Annotated in this window: 20 protein-coding genes, 2 tRNA genes and 1 pseudogene; 17 read left to right on the top strand and 6 right to left on the bottom strand. The window is 58.0% G+C overall.

What is annotated here, in order from left to right:
* Positions 1-56 precede the first annotated feature (56 nt).
* The 4 genes and pseudogenes from LN050_00345 to modC all read left to right on the top strand — a co-directional run bounded on the left by LN050_00345 (position 57) and on the right by modC (position 4,288).
* Complete coding sequence (locus LN050_00345; GenBank protein ID UFS56389.1) at positions 57-1,619, top strand: glycerol-3-phosphate dehydrogenase/oxidase; 1,563 nt, start codon at positions 57-59, stop codon at positions 1,617-1,619.
* Positions 1,620-1,731: 112 nt separating this feature from the next.
* Positions 1,732-2,487: a molybdate ABC transporter substrate-binding protein gene (gene modA, locus LN050_00340; GenBank protein UFS56388.1), complete on the top strand. Its 756-nt coding sequence runs from the start codon at positions 1,732-1,734 to the stop codon at positions 2,485-2,487.
* A 15-nt stretch (positions 2,488-2,502) separates the two neighbouring features.
* Complete coding sequence (modB, locus tag LN050_00335; GenBank protein ID UFS56387.1) at positions 2,503-3,189, top strand: molybdate ABC transporter permease subunit; 687 nt, start codon at positions 2,503-2,505, stop codon at positions 3,187-3,189.
* Positions 3,186-4,288 (top strand): annotated as a pseudogene (gene modC / locus LN050_00330) (molybdenum ABC transporter ATP-binding protein). Before modB ends, modC begins: the two are co-directional and overlap by 4 nt.
* A gap of 99 nt (positions 4,289-4,387) precedes the next feature.
* Here the strand turns inward: modC and LN050_00325 are convergent.
* The 4 genes from LN050_00325 to rph form a co-directional block, all read right to left on the bottom strand.
* A tRNA-Ser gene (locus LN050_00325) sits at positions 4,388-4,475 on the bottom strand.
* Between the two features lie 60 nt (positions 4,476-4,535).
* Complete coding sequence (hemW, locus tag LN050_00320; GenBank protein ID UFS56386.1) at positions 4,536-5,768, bottom strand: radical SAM family heme chaperone HemW; 1,233 nt, start codon at positions 5,766-5,768, stop codon at positions 4,536-4,538.
* A 6-nt stretch (positions 5,769-5,774) separates the two neighbouring features.
* Complete coding sequence (locus tag LN050_00315; GenBank protein UFS56385.1) at positions 5,775-6,383, bottom strand: non-canonical purine NTP pyrophosphatase; 609 nt, start codon at positions 6,381-6,383, stop codon at positions 5,775-5,777.
* Between the two features lie 5 nt (positions 6,384-6,388).
* Positions 6,389-7,114: a ribonuclease PH gene (gene rph / locus LN050_00310; GenBank protein ID UFS56384.1), complete on the bottom strand. Its 726-nt coding sequence runs from the start codon at positions 7,112-7,114 to the stop codon at positions 6,389-6,391.
* A gap of 119 nt (positions 7,115-7,233) precedes the next feature.
* Between rph and LN050_00305 the strand changes: the two genes are divergently transcribed.
* From LN050_00305 to LN050_00280, 6 genes are all read left to right on the top strand, one after another.
* A complete protein-coding gene (locus LN050_00305; GenBank protein UFS56383.1) occupies positions 7,234-8,139 on the top strand; it encodes a YicC family protein in 906 nt (301 codons plus the stop codon).
* Between the two features lie 25 nt (positions 8,140-8,164).
* Positions 8,165-8,788 carry a guanylate kinase gene (gene gmk, locus LN050_00300; GenBank protein UFS57408.1) on the top strand — a complete coding sequence of 208 codons (624 nt, stop codon included), beginning with the start codon at positions 8,165-8,167 and terminating at the stop codon, positions 8,786-8,788.
* Between the two features lie 33 nt (positions 8,789-8,821).
* On the top strand, positions 8,822-9,025 hold the full coding sequence (rpoZ, locus tag LN050_00295) for a DNA-directed RNA polymerase subunit omega (GenBank protein ID UFS56382.1): 204 nt from the start codon (positions 8,822-8,824) through the stop codon (positions 9,023-9,025).
* 132 nt (positions 9,026-9,157) lie between these two features.
* Positions 9,158-11,413 carry a bifunctional (p)ppGpp synthetase/guanosine-3',5'-bis(diphosphate) 3'-pyrophosphohydrolase gene (locus tag LN050_00290; protein UFS56381.1) on the top strand — a complete coding sequence of 752 codons (2,256 nt, stop codon included), beginning with the start codon at positions 9,158-9,160 and terminating at the stop codon, positions 11,411-11,413.
* A gap of 59 nt (positions 11,414-11,472) precedes the next feature.
* Entirely contained in the window at positions 11,473-12,153 is a 681-nt protein-coding gene (locus LN050_00285; protein UFS56380.1) for an AzlC family ABC transporter permease, read from the top strand.
* Positions 12,150-12,500, top strand: coding sequence for an AzlD domain-containing protein (locus LN050_00280; GenBank protein UFS56379.1), 351 nt, complete (start codon positions 12,150-12,152; stop codon positions 12,498-12,500). The genes LN050_00285 and LN050_00280 overlap by 4 nt, the downstream gene beginning before the upstream one ends.
* 5 nt (positions 12,501-12,505) lie before the next feature.
* On the opposite strand, the gene greB is transcribed toward LN050_00280, so the two are convergent.
* Positions 12,506-13,078, bottom strand: a complete 573-nt coding sequence (gene greB, locus LN050_00275; protein UFS56378.1) for a transcription elongation factor GreB — start codon at positions 13,076-13,078, stop codon at positions 12,506-12,508.
* Between the two features lie 130 nt (positions 13,079-13,208).
* Positions 13,209-13,285 (bottom strand) — tRNA-Arg (locus LN050_00270).
* 195 nt (positions 13,286-13,480) lie between these two features.
* On the opposite strand from LN050_00270, the gene leuC reads away from it, so the two are divergent.
* The 7 genes from leuC (at position 13,481) to LN050_00235 (ending at position 21,351) form a co-directional block, all read left to right on the top strand.
* A complete protein-coding gene (gene leuC, locus LN050_00265; protein UFS56377.1) occupies positions 13,481-14,902 on the top strand; it encodes a 3-isopropylmalate dehydratase large subunit in 1,422 nt (473 codons plus the stop codon).
* Positions 14,903-14,915: 13 nt separating this feature from the next.
* Complete coding sequence (leuD, locus tag LN050_00260) at positions 14,916-15,575, top strand: 3-isopropylmalate dehydratase small subunit (protein UFS56376.1); 660 nt, start codon at positions 14,916-14,918, stop codon at positions 15,573-15,575.
* 52 nt (positions 15,576-15,627) lie between these two features.
* Positions 15,628-16,701 (top strand): 3-isopropylmalate dehydrogenase, encoded by a 1,074-nt coding sequence (leuB, locus tag LN050_00255; GenBank protein UFS56375.1) that lies wholly within the window; start codon positions 15,628-15,630, stop codon positions 16,699-16,701.
* Between the two features lie 59 nt (positions 16,702-16,760).
* Positions 16,761-17,891 (top strand): aspartate-semialdehyde dehydrogenase, encoded by a 1,131-nt coding sequence (asd, locus tag LN050_00250; GenBank protein ID UFS56374.1) that lies wholly within the window; start codon positions 16,761-16,763, stop codon positions 17,889-17,891.
* 210 nt (positions 17,892-18,101) lie between these two features.
* Complete coding sequence (locus tag LN050_00245; GenBank protein ID UFS56373.1) at positions 18,102-19,844, top strand: hypothetical protein; 1,743 nt, start codon at positions 18,102-18,104, stop codon at positions 19,842-19,844.
* A gap of 50 nt (positions 19,845-19,894) precedes the next feature.
* A complete protein-coding gene (gene truA / locus LN050_00240) occupies positions 19,895-20,707 on the top strand; it encodes a tRNA pseudouridine(38-40) synthase TruA (protein UFS57407.1) in 813 nt (270 codons plus the stop codon).
* Positions 20,704-21,351: a phosphoribosylanthranilate isomerase gene (locus tag LN050_00235; GenBank protein ID UFS56372.1), complete on the top strand. Its 648-nt coding sequence runs from the start codon at positions 20,704-20,706 to the stop codon at positions 21,349-21,351. The genes truA and LN050_00235 overlap by 4 nt, the downstream gene beginning before the upstream one ends.
* Positions 21,352-21,375: the final 24 nt, after the last annotated feature.

The following is a 21,375-nucleotide window of genomic DNA, read 5'->3' as shown; positions in this document are numbered from 1 at the left end:
CCTCAAAACACACAGTTAACCACTCTTTCAGGCGGTTCACTCGCCTTACCCACAACATGCAACGACCGTCACTTCAAGCTGAAATTGGGCAGCGCGCCTTCGACATGGTGGTCATAGGCGGTGGAGCCACTGGCTTGGGCGTCGCACTTGACGCCAGCTTGCGCGGTTTGTCAGTGGCGTTGTTTGAGTCACACGACTTTGCCAGCGGCACATCAAGCCGCTCTACCAAGCTGCTGCACGGTGGCGTGCGTTATTTGGCGCAAGGCAACATTGCTTTGGTTCGTGAGGCACTGGCCGAGCGCAAAACCATTTTGCACATCGCACCACATTTGGCGCAGGCCTTGCCGTTTGTCATGCCGTCCACCAACTTACTGCACCAAGCGTTTTACGGCATTGGGCTCAAGTTGTATGACTTGCTGGCTGGCAAACAAGGCCTGGGGGCCACCACATTTTTAAACCGCAAAGAAACTCACGCAGCACTGCCCGGTATGGTTGATGCGGCAGCTGCTGCTGGCGTGAAGTATTGGGACGCACAGTTTGACGACGCGCGTTTGGCGCTGGCACTGGCCAAGTCCGCGCAAGACGCAGGCGCCTTGGTGCGCAACCACACATCGGTTTGCCAACTCACACCAACGCCGGCTGGCTCACATAAATTTACGCTGCAAGTGCGTGACGCCTTCAGCGGTGAAACTGCAGAGCTACTAACCAACTGCGTGGTCAACGCTGCAGGTGTGTGGGTAGACGATGTGCGCCAAATGGCCAGCGCCACTCCCAAGGCCAAGATGGTAGCAGCCAGCCAAGGCGTGCACCTCATCGTGCCGCGCGACTTGCTGCCTACGGATCAAGCGCTACTGGTACCCAACACCGCAGATGGTCGCGTGCTGTTTGCTGTACCGTGGCTGGGCTCTACCATTTTGGGCACCACAGACACACCACGCGACGACGCGCCGCGAGAACCCAAACCGTTTGACCACGAGGTTGATTTCATATTGCGCGAGTCCAGCAAATTACTGCGCCGCCCTGTCACGGCAGCAGACGTTACCAGTGTGTGGGTGGGCTTGCGCCCACTGGTCAAGCCCCAAGGCAATGACGACAGGGACGCCAACACCAAAACAATCTCACGCGAGCACACCATCGCGGCCGACAAAGACGGCCTCATTACCGTCACTGGCGGCAAGTGGACAACCTACCGTGTCATGGCAGACGAAGTGCTGCAAGTGGCTATTGACAAGGGCCTGGTGCGTACGCAACGCCCATGTCGCACGGCCACTCACCGGCTTAGCGGTGCACCTGCGGCGCCGCGCAATGTACCCATAACTGATGCCCCTGGCCCTCATTTATTTGGCACCGCCATGCAGCACATTGCCCAGTTGCCGGGGGCGGATGACCACCTAGGCATGGGTTTAACCCAGGCCATGGTGCGCTACTGCGCACAAAGCGAATACGTGGTAACTGTAGAAGACATGCTGGCCAGACGTTGGCGTGCTTTGTTTTTGGATGCACGCGCAGCCAGACAAATGGCCCCAGCGGTGGCTGACACGCTGCTGAGCGAAACAGGCATTGACCCCCAACTGAACGCGTTTATGGCACTGTGTGACCAGTACACGCTAGCGCCCTAGCTACAATTTGAGCATTCAATCTCTACGGGCTAAGCGCTAGCCCTTTTAAGCATTGCTCGCACGCCTACTCTTCACAGCTGAACAACGCCTTGCCCGCAACAGCTTTATCGCTATGCGCGTGAAGCCAGTATGGGTATCGGTATTGTTGAGCGTATTGGCCCTGGCAAGCGGAACCAGCGCCTGGGCGGGCAACACGCAAGTGGCAGTGGCTGCCAACTTTGCCGCCCCCATGAAACGCATTGCGCAGCAGTTCACCCAAGACACAGGCCACACAGCCACGCTGGTATTTGGTGCTACTGGTCAGTTGTTGGCCAACATTCAACATGGCGCACCCTTTGACGTGCTGCTGGCCGCAGACCAACACACACCGCAAGCCTTGGTGCAAAGCGGCGCAGCAGCGGCACAGTCCCGATTTACCTATGCCACTGGCCGCTTGGCACTGTGGAGTGCCCAGCCCAACTTGAGCCTGGGCCAACACACCCTTCAAAGCGGCAACTTCAAGCGCTTGGCCATGGCCTCACCCGCGCTGGCGCCCTACGGCTTGGCCGCCCACCAAACCCTGGCAAGCCTTGGTATCAGCGACGCGGTACAGCCGCGCATGGTGCAAGGCAGCAGCGTGACGCAAGCCTTTCAATTTGTAGCAACAGGCAATGCAGACATAGGCTTTGTGGCCTTGTCACAAATCATGACGACGGGTCTGATCGAGCGCGGCTCTGCCTGGCTGGTGCCTGCCGCGCTACACGCGCCCATTCGCCAAGACGCTGTGCTGCTACAGCGCGCCGCGGGCAACGAAGCGGCCACCGCCTTGATGCGCTACTTGCGCAGCGCGCCAGCCCAAAGCACACTACGTGCCTTTGGTTATGAATAAAGCTCAAGCACCACCATGCAACCCGCCCTAACCCCAGAGACTTGGCAAGCCATTGGGCTTACGCTGCGCTTGGCAGGCACCACCACATTGGTATTGCTACTGATTGCAACACCTCTTGCGTGGTGGTTGTCGCAAACCACATCTAAATGGCGCACCCCCATTGGCGCGTTGGTCACGCTGCCATTGGTATTGCCACCAACGGTGTTGGGCTTTTATTTGCTGGTGTTGCTGGGCCCCAGCGGCTGGGTGGGGCAACTCACGCAAAGCATGGGCCTGGGCTTGCTGTCGTTCTCGTTTAGTGGCTTGCTTATTGGCTCGGTTATTTTTTCGCTGCCCTTTGCGGTGCAGCCCATTCAATACGCATTTGAGGCCATAGGCAAACGCCCGCTGGAAGTTGCGGCCACGCTTCGCGCCACGCCGTTGAATGCGTTTTGTACCGTTGCTCTGCCACTAGCCAAGCCGGGTTTGTTTACAGCGGTGTTGAGCTTTGCGCACACCATAGGCGAGTTTGGTGTGGTGCTCATGATTGGCGGCAACATCCCCGGACAAACCAGCGTTGTGTCTACCCAGCTGTTTGGCTATGTTGAGTCCATGCAGTACACGCAAGCACACTGGTTGTCGGGGGCCATGGTACTGTTTTCATTTTCAGTGTTGTGCGTGTTGTTCATGCTTAAAAAGCGCGACAAAAAGGCCACAGCATGAGCGGCGCAGGCATACATTTGTCGCTCGCCCTGGCGCGACCCAGCTTTGTGCTGGATGCCACGCTGGCCTTGCCTGACAGCGGCATCACCGTTTTGTTTGGTCCGTCTGGCTCTGGCAAAACAACGCTGCTGCGTTGTGTGGCAGGCCTGGAGCGCGCAGCGGGCAGCGTATCCGTCGGCTCGCACGTCTGGCAAGACGATGCGCACCACCGGTTTGTACCCACGCACAAGCGTGACTTGGGCTATGTGTTTCAAGAAGCCAGTTTGTTTGAGCATTGAGCGTGCAAGCCAACTTGCACTACGGTGTGTCGCGCATTGCCAGCACCACCGCCAAGGTCACGCTAGGCAAAGCCATTGACCTACTGGGTATTGGCCACTTGCTGAGCCGCAAACCTGACACTTTGTCTGGCGGTGAACGCCAACGCGTAGCCATTGCCAGAGCTTTGGCGCTTGAACCAGCACTGTTGCTACTGGACGAACCACTGGCCTCACTGGACAGTCAACGTAAGCAAGATGTACTGCCTTGGCTAGAGAAACTGCGCACTGAGTTGCGCACTCCTATGCTGTACGTCACCCATGCCATGGACGAACTCACGCGCTTGGCAGACCATGTGGTCATGCTGAACAATGGCCAGGTAAGCGCACAAGGGCCTGTGCTGGAAGTGCTGGCCAACACATCAGTAGCAGCCACCATAGGCGCACAAGCCGGTGCCGTGTTAAGCGGCGTGGTGCGCGCGCACGACGAGGCATACCAACTCACCAGCATTGGCCTGGATACAAACTGCACACAGGACGGTGCACGCATCTGGGTGCGCAGCCAACACCTTGCCATTGGCGCACCAGTTCGCCTGCACATACACGCCAACGATGTCAGCCTATCGCTGCAAGAGCCCACGGCCAGCTCCATACAAAACAAGCTGCAAGGCGTGATAGAGGCCATAGAGCCAGACATACACCCAGCCCATGCCATAGTGCGCCTGCGCCACCAATGCCAAGCCGTGCTCTCACGCGTAACACAACGCGCCGTAGCCAATCTAGGGCTGCAAGTGGGTATGCCTGTGTGGTGCCAAATTAAGTCTGTGGCATTGGCCGGGCATTAAGGCGCTTGCGCGCATGGCACATCCAAAACAAAAAGCCCCGCATGGTGCGGGGCTCTGAGCGCCTGACAACCCGACTGAGCGCGTTGGCAGGACTTGTTCTGGCGGAAGAGGTGAGATTCGAACTCACGGTTCCTTTCGGAACGCCGGTTTTCAAGACCGGTGCAATCGACCACTCTGCCACTCTTCCATCGATGCTGTAGCCGTCTCCGGCATGCCAATATTCTAACCAAGAATTCAGGCCATTCTTTTACGTGTCTAAGAATAAGCTTTGTAAGTCGCTTAAAAAGTCAAAACCCAAGGCGGTTGGGGCAAGGTGGTTGCCGGTGCGGGTTATGAGTTGTTTGGCTATGGCTTGCTCTAGGGGCGCTTGTATGCGGCTGATAGACAAGCCGGTGCGTTCGGTGAACAGCCCCAGGTCAAAACCGCTTTTTAGGCGCAGCGCATTGAGCATGAACTCAAAACTCAAATCAGCCAGCGCCACATCGGTGCTGCTGGACAGCGCCCTGCCCTGCATGGCGGCTTGCATATAGCGGCGCGGGTCACGCAGGCGCACTTGGCGGGTGATGCGGTGGGCAAAGCTGAGTTTGCTGTGGGCGCCAGCACCAATGCCAAGGTAGTCGCCAAACTGCCAGTAATTGGTGTTGTGCCAGCAGCCGTGGTTGGCCTTGGCGTAGGCCGATACCTCGTAACGCTCAAAGCCGCTGGCAGTGGTGCGCTCGGTGATGCGGTCCAGCATGGCGTAGGCATCGTCGTCTTCGGGCAAAACCGGGGGCTTGGCGGCAAAGTAGGTGTTGGGCTCAATGGTGAGGTGGTACAGCGAAATATGCGGCACGCCCAGGTATAGCGCCGTGTCGATGTCACGCGTGCAGTCGGCCACTGTTTGGCCAGGCAACGCGTACATGATGTCCACGTTGCAGGTGTCAAAGGCATGGACTGCCTCAGCCACCGCAGCCATGGCTTGCGCTGCGTCGTGCACGCGGCCAATGCGCTGTAGCGCGTCATCTGAAAAACTTTGCACGCCTACAGACAAGCGTGTCACGCCAGCATCTTTAAACGCCTTAAACCGCTCCCGCTCAAAGGTACCCGGGTTGGCCTCCATGGTGATTTCGCAGTCGGCTGACAAACGCAGCCGCGCACGAATGCGTGCCAACAAGTCAGCAATGCTGTCGGGCGAAAACAAGCTGGGCGTGCCTCCGCCAATGAATATGCTGTGCACTGTTCGGCCCCACACCAAAGAAAGAGAGGCCTCAAGGTCTGCCACCACGGCGGCTATGTACTCGCGCTCGGGCAAGGTGTGGTCTGCAGCCCACTCATGAGAGTTGAAATCGCAGTAGGGGCATTTACGCAAACACCACGGCAAATGCACATACAAGGCCAGTGGCGGCAAGGCTGCCAGTTGCAACAAGCCGGGGCGCATCATGTGCACCACGTCCGGGCTGGCCATGCCCACTTGGTCGTTGGGTTTGATGTCAACCACCATGATGACTCAGACGCTGACCAGCCAACGGCTGCGCATGAGCTCCAGCATGACTTGGCTGGCTTTGCCTCTATGGCTGTTGGCGTTCTTGACCGCGGTGGGCAGTTGCGCAAAGGTTTGATTGAATTCAGGCAGCCACATCACGGGGTCAAAGCCAAAGCCGTTGCAGCCAACAGGCTCACGGGTAATAAGGCCGGCCGCACGCCCACTGGCAATCAGGGGCTCGGGGTCTTTGGTGCTGCGTACCGCGACCAAGGTGCTGACCAGGGCGGCGCGCCTGTCGTCAATGTTGGCCATTTGCTCTAGCAACGCCACCACGTTGTTGTTGTCGCTTTTGAGGTAGCCAAACTGGGTGGCGTAGTAAGCGGTGTCTACCCCTGGCAAGCCACCAAAAGCCTCTACACACAAGCCTGCATCATCGGCAATAGACGGCAAACCAGTGTACAAAGCCGCGTTGCGGGCTTTGGCCAAGGCATTCTCAACAAAGGTGCAATGCGGCTCTGCTGCCTCAGGCACGCCAAGTTCGCCTTGCGCTACCAGCTCTACACCCAGGGGGGCAAACAAGGCTTGCAGCTCGTCAAGCTTGCCTTTGTTGTTGGACGCCAATACCAGTTTCATATCGCTTAAGCCGCCAACGCGGCTTGCTGCATGGCCACCAGCTCGGCAATGCCTTTTTCGGCCAAGTCCAGCAACTGCCCCATCTCTGCGCGAGAAAACGCTGCACCCTCTGCAGTGCCTTGTACTTCCACAAAATGGCCAGCGCCGGTCATCACCACATTCATGTCGGTGTCGCAGGCTGAGTCTTCGGTGTACTCCAAATCAAGCAGCGGTGTGCCATCAACAATGCCCACAGAAATAGCGGCAATGGGCTCGCGAATGGGTGTGGCCTTGAGGGTTCCGCTGGCCAGCAGTTTGGCGACAGCGTCGCTGGCGGCCACAAAGGCGCCGGTAATGGCTGCTGTACGTGTGCCGCCGTCGGCTTGCAGCACATCGCAGTCCAGCGTGATGGTGCGTTCGCCCAGCGCTTTGAGGTCAAACACGGCGCGCAATGAGCGGCCAATAAGGCGCTGAATTTCTTGCGTTCGTCCGCTTTGCTTGCCCTTGGCCGCTTCACGGCTGCTGCGGGTGTGTGTGGCGCGCGGCAGCATGCCGTACTCTGCCGTTACCCAGCCTTCGCCGCTGCCCTTTTTGTGTGGCGGCACGCGCTCTTCCACAGACGCGGTGCACAGCACGCGGGTTTGGCCAAATTCAATCAGTACAGAGCCCTCGGCATGCACCGTGAATTGACGGGTAATGGTGACTGGGCGCAGCGCATCAGCGGCGCGGTTGGCATTGCGTTGGTAGCTCATAAAACACACTCTTGGTTCGTAATTGCTTGGCCGCCAATGATGGCATAGCTTTGTGCAGGGCGCGGCCTGCGATAATGCAAGGCTTAACAAATTGAGGGCGCATCAGCACCGTTTAAGCCATGACCGTTTACAGCATGACAGGCTACGCCAGCAGCCAGTCCCCCGCCAGCGAATCCAGCCCCATGGCATTGGGCATGGAAATCCGCTCGGTCAACAGCCGCTTTCTAGACCTGAGTTTTCGCTTAAGCGACGAATTACGCGCCAGTGAGCCCGCCCTGCGCGAGGCACTCACCAAACAACTAAAGCGTGGCAAAGTCGAGGTGCGCGCTTGGCTGGAGCGCGGCCAGGGCAATGCCGTACGCACGCCTGACGCGGACGAGCTCAAGCGCTTGCTCCATGTACAGACCGCCATACAAGAGGCCCTGCCAGGTGCAGCGCCGCTGAGCGTATCAGCCATCATGCAAATGGCTGGTGGGCCCTCACACAGCCACGCAGACTTGCCACAACGCATGCAAGACATGCTGAAGCTGGCCGCCACCGCCCTGCTAGAGGCCAGAGCACAGGAAGGTGCGCGATTAGGTGCCATGATTACCGGGCGCACCGCTCAATTGCGCGCATTGGCCCAACAAGCCACGCCCTTGGTGCCAGAACTGGTTGAACAGCAGCGCCAGAAGTTTTTAGATCGCTGGCAAGCAGCTTTGGGTGACGCCACCACCAACGCCAGCGCCGACGAAACCAGCTTGCAAGCCGCCCGTGACAGGGCCCTGAGCGAAGCCACCGCCTTTGCCATACGCATTGACGTGGCCGAAGAAATCAACCGCCTGGATGCACACTTGGACGAAATTGATCGCCTCATTGCCAAAGGCGGCGAACTGGGCAAACGCCTGGACTTTCTCATCCAAGAGCTGCACCGCGAGGCCAATACACTGGGCTCCAAATCGTCCAGCCTGCCGCTGACGCGCATCTCGGTGGACATGAAGGTACTGATTGAGCAAATGCGCGAACAGGTACAAAACATTGAGTAACCCCATGACAAACGCCAATCCTGCAGTGAACTACCCCGGTAATTTATACGTCGTTGCCGCGCCAAGCGGTACTGGCAAGTCAAGCCTGGTCAAGGCATTGATGGAGCTGGATTCACGCGTAAGCCCAAGCGTGTCGCACACCACCCGAGCACCACGCGGGCAAGAAAAAGATGGTCGTGAATACCACTTTGTAGACGACGCCACGTTCAACGCCATGGTGCAACGCGACGAGTTTTTAGAGTATGCAACCGTGCACAGCAACAGCTACGGCACCTCACGCAAAGCCATTGAGGAGCAAATCGCCAAAGGCACGGACGTGGTACTCGAAATTGACTACCAGGGCGCATTGCAAATCAAGGAGCTGTACGCCAACTCGGTGCTGATTTTCATATTGCCGCCCAGCTGGGATGAATTGCGCGCCCGTCTGGAGCGCCGCGCCGAAGACTCCAGCGAGGTGATTGAGCTGCGTTTGTCCAACGCACGCACCGAAATTGACCAGGCCCAGCACTTTGACTACGTTATAATCAACGAGTTGTTTGAGCGCGCCCTGTTCGATTTAAAAGCCATCGTGCATGCCAACCGCCTCAAATTTGCCGCCCAGCGCCGCTTGCGCGCAGAAACCTTCACTGGTTTGGGTTTGGCTGACTAATGTTCATTGATTTATCCGGATTGGAGTCCAACCATGGCCCGCATTACTGTTGAAGACTGCTTGGAGAAAATCCCCAACCGCTTCCAGCTCGTTTTGGCCGCCACCTACCGCGCTCGCATGCTGAGCCAAGGTCACGCGCCCAAAATTGAAAGCAAGAATAAGCCAGGCGTAACCGCTTTGCGCGAGATCGCCGCTGGCGAAGTAGGCATTGAGATGCTGCGCAAGGTGCCGCTTTAAGCTGCAAGCCTCCCGGCCCCCAAAACACCCGCCAAGCTTTGCTCGCGGGTGTTTTTGTTTTTAGAGACAAACTTGCAGCAAAAGTAACCTTGGCAGCGTAACAGCGTCCCGCTTGGCGCTACAGTACGGGGTATGGGCAGAGTCGAAAAAGTCACCGAGGTTGCAAACACCTCCAAGCAAGAGCCAGGGTCGGCCGTGCAAAGCGCGGCAGCGGCCAGTTTTGCCGCGCTGCTGGGCAAGCTGGACTACTTGAGCGAGTCAGATATTGAAGACATACGCAAAGCCTACAAGTTTGCTGACGAAGCCCACTTGGGCCAACTGCGCAAAAGCGGCGCGCCCTATATCACCCACCCCATTGCCGTAGCCGGACTGTGCGCCGACTGGAAGCTGGACGCCCAAGCCCTGATGGCCGCCCTCATGCACGACGTGCTTGAGGACTGCGGCGTGACCAAAATAGAAATGGCCGAGCGCTTCGGTATCAACGTGGCCGACCTGGTCGACGGCCTGACCAAGCTCGAAAAGCTGGAGTTTGACAGCCGCGAAGAAAACCAGGCCGAGTCGTTTCGCAAAATGCTGCTGGCCATGGCGCGCGACGTGCGCGTCATACTCATAAAGCTGGCAGACCGCATACACAACATGCGCACCATGGGCGACATGCCACGCAGCAAGTGGGGCCGTATCTCGCGCGAAACTGCTGACATTTACGCCCCCATTGCCTACCGCTTGGGCTTAAACATGACCTACCGCGAGTTGCAAGACTTGTCGTTCAGGTTTTTGCACCCTTGGCGTTGCCAAACCCTCAATAAAGCTGTTGCCAAAGCCCGTCGCCGTCGCAATGACTTGATAGAGCGTGTCAAAGAAGAAGTGCTAAACGGCTTGGCCAATCACAACTTGTACGCCGACATTCAAGGCCGCGAAAAAACGCTTTACTCCATCTACGACAAGATGAGCGAAAAGCGTCTGACCTTCTCGCAGGTGAGTGACTTGTACGGCTTTCGCGTGATACTGCCCAAACTCACAGACTGTTACACCGCCATGGGCTTGTTGCACCAGATGTACAAGCCAGTGCCCGGGCGGTTTAAAGACTACATCGCAATCCCCAAGGTCAACGGCTACCAGTCTTTGCACACCACACTGGTGGGCCCAGCTGGCATCAACATTGAAATCCAGTTTCGCACCGCCGAGATGGACGTGGTGGCAGAGTCTGGCGTGGCCGCACACTGGCTTTACAAGGCCGCTGACCCTGACAGCGAAAACAGCCAAAAGCTGGGCGCGCAGTGGGTGCAGTCACTGTTGGATATTCAGCAAGAAACGCGCGACGCAGCCGAGTTTTGGGACCACATCAAGATTGACCTGTTCCCAGACTCTGTCTACGTCTTTACGCCCAAGGGCAAGATTTTGTCTATGCCACGCGGTGCCACGCTGGTGGACTTTGCCTATGCCATTCACAGCGACGTGGGTCAACGCGCCGTGGCTGCTACCGTTAACGGTGAACCTGTGCCACTGCGCTCGGAGCTTCAAAACGGTGACGTGATCGAGATTGAAACCTCCAGCAGCTCCAGCCCCAACCCCGCCTGGTTAAGCTTTGTGCAAACCGGGCGCGCACGCTCCAAAATTCGCAACCATTTAAAGTTGATGGAAGACGATCAGTCGCGCGTACTGGGCGAAAAAATGTTGCGCCAAGCACTTCGTGCAGAGGGCATTGCCCAGCTGCCAGAAGACGGCGAAGAACACGCCTTGCTGTGGGAAAAGGTGCTGCGTTTTACCGGCAACAAAACCCGCGACGACTTGATGGCCGACATTGGCCTGGGCAAACGCATTGCCAGCATGGTGGCCAAAAAGACCACTGCACTGCTCATTGAGCTGGGCTCGCGCCCAGACATGCTCATGATCACGCGTGAGCGGTTTGCACAACCACACGGCGAAGTCATCAGCCAAGGCGTGCTCACCCTGGACGGCAGCGAAGGCGCCACCGTGCAATACGCACACTGCTGCAGCCCCATTCCCGGCGACAAAATCGTAGGCTACTTGGGCCGAGGCGAAGGCCTGGCCGTGCACACCGATGAATGCCCCACCGGGCGTCGCTTGCTGCTACGCGACAAAGAGCGCTTTTTGCAAGTCGAATGGGCAGACGAGCCTACACGCGCATTTGAATCCAAGGTATTGGTCACCGTAGACAACGGCAAGGGTATATTGGCCAAGGTCGCCGCTGCGCTGACCAGCGCGGAGGCTGATATCACCCACGTTGAAATGGGTTCGGACCGCACGCAAGTAGAGCTGCGTTTTACAGTGGCCGTGCGCCACCGCCGTCATTTGGCAGATGTGTTGCGCACCGCCAAACGCACACCCAGCGTGTTGCGCGCACAGCGCCTAAAGCCACGCGCCTGAACGGCCTGGCCCGACTCAATCGCCCATTACCCATGAGCCAGCACGCCATAAACGCGTCTATGACCACCAAACCGTGGCTGCTGTCGTTACCCGTAGCCATGGGCTACATACCGCTGGGCATGGTGTTTGGTTTTTTGTTTGTGCAAGCTGGCGGCGCTTGGTGGATGGCCGTTGTTGCCAGCTTGTGGATATACGCAGGCGCGGCCCAGTTCATGATGCTGCCCATGTTGGCCGCTGGTTTGCCATTGCCAACCATTGCACTGGCCACACTGGTCGTGAACTTGCGCCATGTGTTTTACGGCTTGTCGCTACTCAACACACTGCCGCGCGCATGGTCAGCCAAAACCTACCTCGTGTTTGGCCTAACCGACGAGACCTACTCGGTACTCACCACACTGCCCAGCGACACACCCGCTAAAGATTTGGTGGCAATCACCGCGCTCAATCAGGGCTGGTGGGTGCTGGGCAGCACCATGGGCGCCATTCTTGGCGCGCAGGCACAGGTGCAACTCATAGGCCTAGACTTTGCGCTGGCAGCCCTGTTTGCCGTATTGGCCGTTGAACAATGGCGCGCCAGCAGCAACAGCCACGCCTTGTGGGTGGCACTGGTCAGCTATGGCGTAGCGCTGTGGCTGATGCCCGCGCAAGCCCTGCTGATCGCCATTGCCTTGTCGGTACTAGTGGGCCTATGGCTTCAGCGCAGCAGCCGCAACACACCCGCCACACAGAAGTCAGCATGACAGATTGGGCCTATGTATTGAGCGTGATTGCCGTTATGGGCGCGGTGACGTTTGGCCTGCGCGCCACACCGTTTCTGGCAAGCAAGTGGCTGCAACGCCACGCCATTGTGTTGCGCTTGGGGCGCTTCTTGCCGCTGGCCATCATGGTGCTACTCACCGTGCACACCCTGGTGGGCAACGCCCAGTCACACACCAACGGTCCGTGGCCAGAACTGGCTGCAGGCCTTACCGTAATAGTCGCACACCTGTGGCGCAAACAGGCGCTGCTAAGCATTGTGCTGGGGGTTCTTGTTTACATGGCCATGCGCAATGGCTTGGCAAACGGCTTGGCGCAGCTGTGGGTATAAGCCCGTTAGCGGTATTGCACGTCTTCAATCACGATCAACTGCGCGCCAGTTGGGGTTTGCACCCGTACCTCGTCACCCACATGTGCGCGTAACAGAGCTTTGGCCACAGGCGACACCCAGCTGATTTGCCCCAGCTCGTGTTGCACCTCATCCACACCCACAATTTGAACCGTAATGTGCGCGCCGTCTGCCTGGCTGTAAGTCACATGGGCGCCAAAAAACACTTGTTCAGCGCCTGCATTGAGGGCAGTGTCCACAACTTGGGCCAGGGCCAAGCGCTTTGTTAAAAACCGCAAGCGCCTGTCGATCTCACGCAAGCGTTTTTTGCCGTAGATGTAGTCGCCGTTTTCTGAGCGGTCACCATTTTTGGCCGCCCAATGCACCGCGTCCACCACCTTGGGGCGCTCAACGTCAATAAGCTGCAGCAGCTCGGCACGCAACCTGACTTCGCCCGCCTGCGTGATGTAGTTTTTGGGTGGCGCAACAGGCTCACCTGTTGGGGTCTTGCCTGCGTGGGCGGCTTGCTCTTCGTCGTCATCCTCGTCGGGGTTAAACGCAAGCGAATCAGTGTTTGACATAACAACAATGCCTCCGGTGGTCAGCAATCCTTGAGTGTGGCTTTGAATGGACGGTTGCCACATACCGCGTAACAAAGCCAACCCAGAAACGAAAAAGCCCTAGAACATTGCTGTTCTAGGGCATCTCGTTTGGTGCGGCTGGCAGGATTCGAACCCACGACCCCTTGGTTCGTAGCCAAGTACTCTATCCAACTGAGCTACAGCCGCGAAGCCTCGTATTCTAGCATCTATTTTCAAGCGCTGCCAGGTACTTGTTCAAATTATTTACAAATAGTTGTTCACCACGCCAAACCGCAAGACACCCGTTAAGCAACACCTCTGCAAAAGCGCCTGCAACAACAACATAAAATGCCTAGTTGCGCTTACAACGAAGCGCGGCCTCGAAGCACAGGACTACCAGCTATGGCACGCACGCTTTACGACAAAATCTGGGACGAGCACGTCGTCCACTCTGAAGAAGACGGCACCGCCGTTTTGTACATTGACCGCCACTTGGTGCATGAAGTCACCAGCCCACAAGCCTTTGAAGGCCTGCGTCAAGCGGGACGCCCCTTGTGGCGCGCCTCGTCAATTGTGGCTACGGCTGACCACAACACACCCACCCAAGGCTGGGACATGGGCTACGACGGTATTACAGACCCTGTGTCCAAAGAGCAGATTCAAACGCTGGACAGCAACATTGCCGCGTTTGGTGCAGCCGCCTACTTTCCGTTTTTGAGCAAGCGCCAGGGCATTGTCCACGTCATGGGCCCAGAGCAAGGCGCAACATTGCCGGGTATGACAGTGGTATGTGGTGACTCACACACCTCAACCCATGGCGCGTTTGGCGCGTTGGCGCACGGCATTGGCACCAGCGAGGTTGAGCACGTCATGGCAACGCAAACCTTGCTGGCCAAAAAAGCCAAAAACATGTTGGTGCGCGTAGACGGCAAATTGCCCAGCGGCTGCACAGCCAAAGACGTGGTGCTGGCCATCATTGGACGCATTGGCACAGCGGGTGGTACGGGCTACACCATTGAGTTTGGCGGCCAGGCCATACAAGACCTGTCTATGGAAGGCCGCATGACAGTGTGCAACATGGCCATTGAGGCCGGCGCACGCGCAGGCTTGGTAGCCGTTGATGACAAAACCATTGCCTATGTCAAGGGCCGGCCATTTGCACCAACGGGTGCCGAATGGGACCAAGCCGTGGCCTACTGGCGCGGCCTGCATTCCGACGCTGACGCCAAGTTTGACCAAACCGTTGTACTGCAAGCCGGTGACATCGTGCCGCAAGTGACTTGGGGCACCTCGCCCGAAATGGTCACTGGCATCAACGGCATGGTGCCAGACCCAGACAAAATCAAGGACGCCAGCTTGCGCGACGCCACAGAGCGTGCGCTGACCTACATGGGTTTAGAGCCTGGCAAAGCCATTTCAGACATCTTTGTAGACAAGGTGTTCATTGGCTCGTGCACCAATAGCCGCATTGAAGACATGCGCGCCGCCGCCGCTGTGGTCAAGCAACTGGGCAAGCGTGTGGCCAGCAACATCAAAGTCGCCATGGTGGTTCCAGGCTCTGGTTTGGTTAAAGACCAAGCCGAAAAGGAAGGCTTGCACCACATCTTTAAAGCCGCAGGCTTTGAGTGGCGCGAGCCAGGCTGCTCTATGTGTTTGGCGATGAATGCCGACCGCTTAGAGCCAGGTGAGCGCTGCGCATCCACCAGCAACCGCAACTTTGAAGGCCGACAAGGCGCCCAAGGCCGCACCCATTTGGTGAGTCCTGCCATGGCTGCAGCTGCAGCTGTGCACGGCCACTTTGTAGACGTTCGCGGTATTGCCTAAGGAGCCCACTAGCATGCAAACATTTACCGTACACAAGGGTTTGGTAGCACCCATGGACCGCGAAAACGTGGACACAGACGCCATCATTCCCAAGCAGTTTTTAAAGTCCATTCGCAAAACCGGCTTTGGCCCCAACTTGTTTGACGAGTGGCGCTACCTGGACGCGGGCTTTCCTGGGCAAGATCCTGCCAGCCGCAAGCCCAACCCAGACTTCGTACTCAACCAGCCCCGCTACAAAGGCGCCTCGGTGTTGCTGACGCGCAAAAATTTTGGCTGCGGCTCCTCGCGTGAGCACGCGCCCTGGGCCATAGACCAATACGGCTTCAGAGCCATTTTGGCGCCCAGCTTTGCCGACATCTTTTTCAACAACTGTTTCAAGAATGGCTTGCTGCCCATTGTTTTGCCAGAGGCCACTATCAGCCAGCTGTTTAACGAAGCGGCCGCCTTTCCCGGCTTTGAGCTCACCATTGACTTGCCACGCCAAGTCATCGTCAAGCCCCAAGGCGAAGAAATTGCATTTGAGGTGCAAGCCTTCCGAAAGCACTGCCTCATCAACGGCCTGGACGACATAGGCCTGACCTTGTTGCACAAAGACAAAATCAAAACCTTTGAAGCCAAACGCTTGCTGGAAAAGCCATGGCTGGCACACAGCTTGCCAACCACCAACGCCTAACCTAACAGGCACACCCTACCCTTAGCCCACACACACCACGTTGACACCCACCATGAAAATTGCAGTACTGCCCGGCGACGGCATTGGCCCAGAAATCATCGACCAGGCCGTCAAGGTCTTGCAAGCAACAGGCTTGCCCATTGACATGTCGTTTGCCCCCGTGGGCGGCGCTGCCTACGAGCAGCATGGCCACCCACTGCCTGACAGCACCTTGCAGCTGGCCAAGGACGCTGACGCCATTTTGTTTGGCGCTGTGGGCGACTGGAAATACGACACGCTAGACCGCCCACTGCGCCCAGAGCAGGCAATTCTGGGCTTGCGCAAGCACTTGGGCCTGTTTGCCAACTTGCGTCCAGCCATTTGCTACGAACAGTTGGTGAGTGCCTCCAGCCTCAAGCCCGAACTCATTGCGGGCCTGGACATACTCATCATCCGCGAGCTTACAGGTGACATTTACTTTGGCCAACCACGCGGCCGCCGTGTGGCCACAGACGGCCACTTCCCCGGTGCCGAAGAAGCCTTTGACACCATGCGCTACTCGCGCCCTGAAATTGAGCGCATTGCCCACGTTGCCTTTAAAGCAGCGCGCTTGCGCAACAAGCGTGTCACAAGCGTCGACAAGGCCAACGTGCTGGAAACCTTCCAGTTTTGGAAAGACGTAATGACCGAGGTGGGCGCACAATACCCAGATGTCGCACTAGACCACATGTACGTGGACAACGCCGCCATGCAACTGGTCAAAGAACCCAAGAAATTTGACGTGGTGGTGACCGGCAACATGTTTGGCGACATCCTGTCTGACGAAGCCTCTATGCTCACCGGCTCTATTGGCATGCTGCCATCTGCGTCACTGGACGTAAACAACAAAGGCCTTTACGAGCCAAGCCACGGCAGCGCGCCAGACATCGCAGGCAAAGGCGTGGCCAACCCACTGGCCACTATCTTGAGCGCAGCCATGATGCTGCGCTACTCGCTAAACCAAGCAACAACCGCCGACAACATCGAAAACGCCGTAAAAGCGGTTTTGGCCCAAGGCCTGCGCACGCCAGACATTTACTCGGAAGGCACCACCAAAGTGGGCACCACCGAAATGGGTGATGCAGTGGTTAAAGCCTTGCTGGCCTGAACCTGTTGTCCAGTGGGCATCCGTTTTATTCATTTCAATAGCTGTAGGTAACAATCGTCATGAGCAAGTTAGTTGGTTTAGTGGGTTGGCGCGGCATGGTGGGCTCTGTGCTCATGGACCGCATGGTGGCCGAAGGTGACTTTGACCTGATAGAACCTTTGTTTTTCTCCACCTCCAACGCGGGCGGCGCAGCGCCAACGCAGGCTAAAAACGAAACCAAGTTGCAAGACGCCTTTGACATCGAGCAACTCAAGCGCTGCGAAATCATCATCACAGCCCAGGGCGGCGACTACACCTCCGAGGTGTTCCCCAAACTGCGCGCAGCGGGTTGGTCTGGCCACTGGATTGACGCAGCCTCTACGCTGCGCATGAGTGACGATGCGGTCATCGTGCTGGACCCCGTCAACATGAACGTCATCAAAAACGCGCTGGCAAAAGGCGGCAACACCTGGGCCGGTGGCAACTGTACCGTGAGCTGCATGCTGATGGGCGTGGGTGCGTTGTACAAGGCCGGTTTGGTCGAGTGGATGAGCACACAAACCTACCAGGCCGCATCAGGCGGCGGTGCCCAGCACATGCGCGAGCTGCTCACCCAATACGGCACACTCAACGCAGAAGTCAAAGCCTTGCTAGACGACCCCAAAAGCAGCATCCTGGAAATAGACCGCCTGGTAACCGCCAAGCAGCGCGCACTCAGCAGCGCCGAGACGGCCAACTTTGGCGTGCCACTTGGCGGCTCACTCATTCCATGGATTGACAAAGACCTGGGCAACGGCGTGACCAAGGAAGAGTGGAAAGGCATGGCCGAGACCAACAAGATCTTGGGCTTGGGCGAAGGCTTTACAGCGCCAGCCATACCCGTAGACGGCTTTTGCGTGCGCGTGGGTGCCATGCGCTGCCACAGCCAGGCACTGACCTTCAAGCTCAACAAGGACGTGCCCGTGGCTGACCTGGAAGCCTTGATGGCAGCCGACAACGACTGGGTGAAAGTCGTGCCCAACAACCGTGAAGACACGGTGCGCGACCTCACACCCGTGGCAGTCACTGGCACCATGACCATTCCTGTAGGCCGTGTACGCAAACTGGCCATGGGTAGTCAGTACGTGGGTGCATTCACCATTGGTGACCAACTGCTGTGGGGCGCTGCCGAGCCACTGCGCCGTATGTTGCGCATTGTGTTAGACCACTGAATGGCGGGCTAGCAGCAGCAGTCCGGCCAAGCAGTTAATGTGTACACAGTGCTAAAGTTTGTGCAACCAACAACCATTCATTTGCCTGCTGTGGGAGCTGCCATGCCAAACCGTTTACAAACAAGTGTTACCGCAAGCGCAAACCGCTCAATAGTGCAGTCAAAGCGGCGGGTAAAGCCACAAACCCTGCGCCTTGTAGCGCTGGCTTCGTTGCTGCTCGGCAGCGGCTTGGCGCAGGCAGTAGAACTGGGTGGCGCAACAGTCAATTCACGCCAAGGCGAGCCCTTGCAAGCCTGCATTGAAGTCATTGATTGGACACCCGACCAAATAAACGGATTGCAAATCACGCCTGCAGCGCCTGGCAGCTATGCCCAAGCGGGCTTGCAATACCAACGCGGCCTGGCCGTACTCAATATTGAGCTGCGGCGCCGCGCAGACGGCTCAGCCTGTGTAGACATCAGCACCCGCGATCCATTGGTGGGCAACACGGTGGATTTGTTGCTGGATGTGCGCTGGGCCAGTGGTGTCTCTCAACGTGAGTTTGCCTTAGCGCTGGACCCCAACACGCCAACACAAGAGCAGCCGCCAATTGGCAATCGCCTGGCCGTGGTGAACGTGCAGCGCAACGACACTGCCAGCCAAATCATAGACAGGTCATTTGACAGCTTTGGCAGCGGCGTCAGCGCCAACCAAGCCCTGATTGCCCTGCAACGCCAAAACCCTGAAGCGTTTATTCAAGACAACATCAACCTGGTTAAAGCAGGCGCTGCGCTCACACTGCCCAGTGCCGAACAGGTGCAAGCCGTTGACAAGGCAACAGCCAACCGCTTGGTCGCAACGCAACGCAGCGCCTTTGAAGCCTACAAGAAGCGCTTGGCTGCCAATACGGCGCAGGCCGCTGTCACCCAAGACCCCAGCCAAGGCAGCATACAAACCCAGCAGGCGGCCACAGCACAGACCGGTGACCGCCTGGAGCTGAAAGCCTCGGCAGACGCGGCCAAAGCACTTGAGGCCTTGGCCCAAGCGCAAGCCGACGAGGCGGCCAAACAGCGAGAAGCGGCAGCGCAACAGCGCCTCAACGAGCTGCAAGCACTGCAGCAAGAGCTAAGCCCTACCAACGAAACAACAAACGCGAACGAACCCGCACAGACTGAAACGCCAACCGGCACAGCGTTGGACGTGGCCGCCACCCCTGCAAACATAGGTACACCGCTGAAGGAAGTGCCTTTGGCGGTCACCGCAGGCAACGCCATCGTCGCCACCCAGTCCGAGCCCAAAGACATCAAGGCACAGTTGGCCGCTTTGGCCCAGCGCGTGCAAAGTCATGCGTTTTGGCAACACCCGCAAGTCAAGAACCCCTTGTTTTGGCCCATTGCCGTCGCACTATTGGCACTACTGGCTTGGTTGTTTATGCCCAAGCGCAGCAACACTGCCAAAGCCGGGGAGCATGCGGAAACACCCACCACCGCAACAGCGCCGACACAAGATGTTGACCACCTGAACGACAACAAAGCCCGCAGTCGCAGTGCAAGCCACTTGCCAAATCATGTGCAAGACGTCAACGCCACAGCCAGCACAGACTACAGTGACAGCCAAGAGCCTGACCAGGACCAAGACCCCTTGGGCAAGGCCTACACCCTGTGGCGCGACGGTTTTCAAGACTTGGCTGTGCACACGCTCAACCAGGCCCTGGCCTACGAGCCCGACAGGCCAGACCTGTACATGGCCTTGCTTGAATTCCACCGATACCGTGGCGCACAACTGGCCTACGAGGCCACAGCGCGTGAACTTTGCAGCCTGGTTGAGCCTGATTCGCCAGAGTGGGCGCAGTGCTGTGACTGGGGGCAAGACCTGGACCCCAGCAACGAGCTGTACGCTCTGGCCGTGCCCGCCAACCTCAACAACATGACCGACTTGCGCGCGTCCGACCTAGACTTAAAAGACAAGACTTGAGCACACTCGCAAAGCCTGCCCCAGCGCCGCTACCCACGCCAGACCAAGCCATCAGCACTGCGCCTGCCCAAGGCCACCGCGTGGCCTTGGGTGTGGCCTATCAGGGCAGCGGCTATTACGGCTGGCAAAGCCAATCCGACGGCAACACCGTGCAGGACAAGCTTGAGCAAGCCCTGGGCCAGTTCACCGCTGGTGAGCCGCCAAGCACACTGTGTGCAGGGCGCACAGACTCAGGCGTGCATGGCCTCATGCAAGTGGTGCACTTTGACACCAACACCATACGTGACGAAGCCTCCTGGGTGCGCGGCACCAACCGCTACCTTCCCAAAGACATTGCCGTGCAATGGGCGCGCATTGTGCCGCGAACGTTTCATGCCCGCGCCAGCGCGCACACCCGCCGCTATGCCTACATATTGATGGCTCACGGCGTGCGGCCCTGCCTTGACGACCAGCGCGTGGGCTGGATACACCAGCCCCTCAATGCAGCGCACATGGCACGCGCGGCTCAACTGCTGCTGGGTGAGCATGACTTTTCGTCCTTTAGGGCGGCCCAGTGCCAGTCACCCACACCCATCAAAACGCTGCTGCGCGCCGATCTGACACAACGCGGCGCTTACATCAGGGTGGACTTTGAGGGCAACGCCTTCTTACACCACATGATTCGCAACATCATGGGCTGCCTGGTTGACATTGGCCTGGGCAGGCAAACGCCTGAGTGGATACAAACCGTGCTGGCCGCGCGCAACCGCGCAGCGGCCTCGCCCACTTTTAGCCCCAGCGGCCTGTATTTTTTGGGCCCCACCTACGACGCCCAGTGGGGCATACCTGCACACACACCAGCTTTTGACAGCTTGCCGCTATGACCCAACCGCTAGTTAAGTTTTGCGGCTTCACCCGCGAAGCAGATGTCGACGACGCCATAGAGGTAGGAGCCAACTTCATTGGCTTTGTGTGCTACCCCAAAAGCCCACGCTTTGTAAGCCCACAGCGCATTGGCCAGCTGGCAGCACGCCTGCCTGCGCACGTGACCCCCGTGTTGCTGTTTGTCAATACCAGCGCCGCAGACATACACCTCAACCTCAGCCAGGCGCCCAACGCCGTACTGCAGTTTCACGGTGAAGAAAGCCTGGCGGATTGCCAGCACTACGGTGTGCCATTTTGGAAAGTGGCCCGCGTACCAACTGGCCCCGGCGCAGCCGGCTTTGATCTTTTACAATTCAACCAACAGTACCGCCCGGCGCAAGCTGTTTTGCTAGACGCAAAAATTGACGCTTACGGGGGCGGCGGACATTCTTTTGACTGGACAGCCTTCCCTTGGTCACATCCCGAACTAAACGCCAGCCGTCGCCTCGTTTTGTCTGGTGGACTCAGTCCTGCAAACGTGACCGATGGCATACGCCTCGCCAGGCCTTGGGCCGTTGATGTCAGCTCTGGCATAGAGCAATCAAAAGGCATTAAAGACCGCGCCCGCATGCTTGAGTTTGTACAAGCCGTGCAAAGCGCCTGAAGCAAACACCCCTGTTTTTCGTTG

Source organism: Comamonadaceae bacterium M7527 (assembly GCA_021044545.1).
Lineage (GTDB): Bacteria > Pseudomonadota > Gammaproteobacteria > Burkholderiales > Burkholderiaceae_C > RS62.
This window is presented reverse-complemented; position numbering and strand designations above follow the sequence as displayed.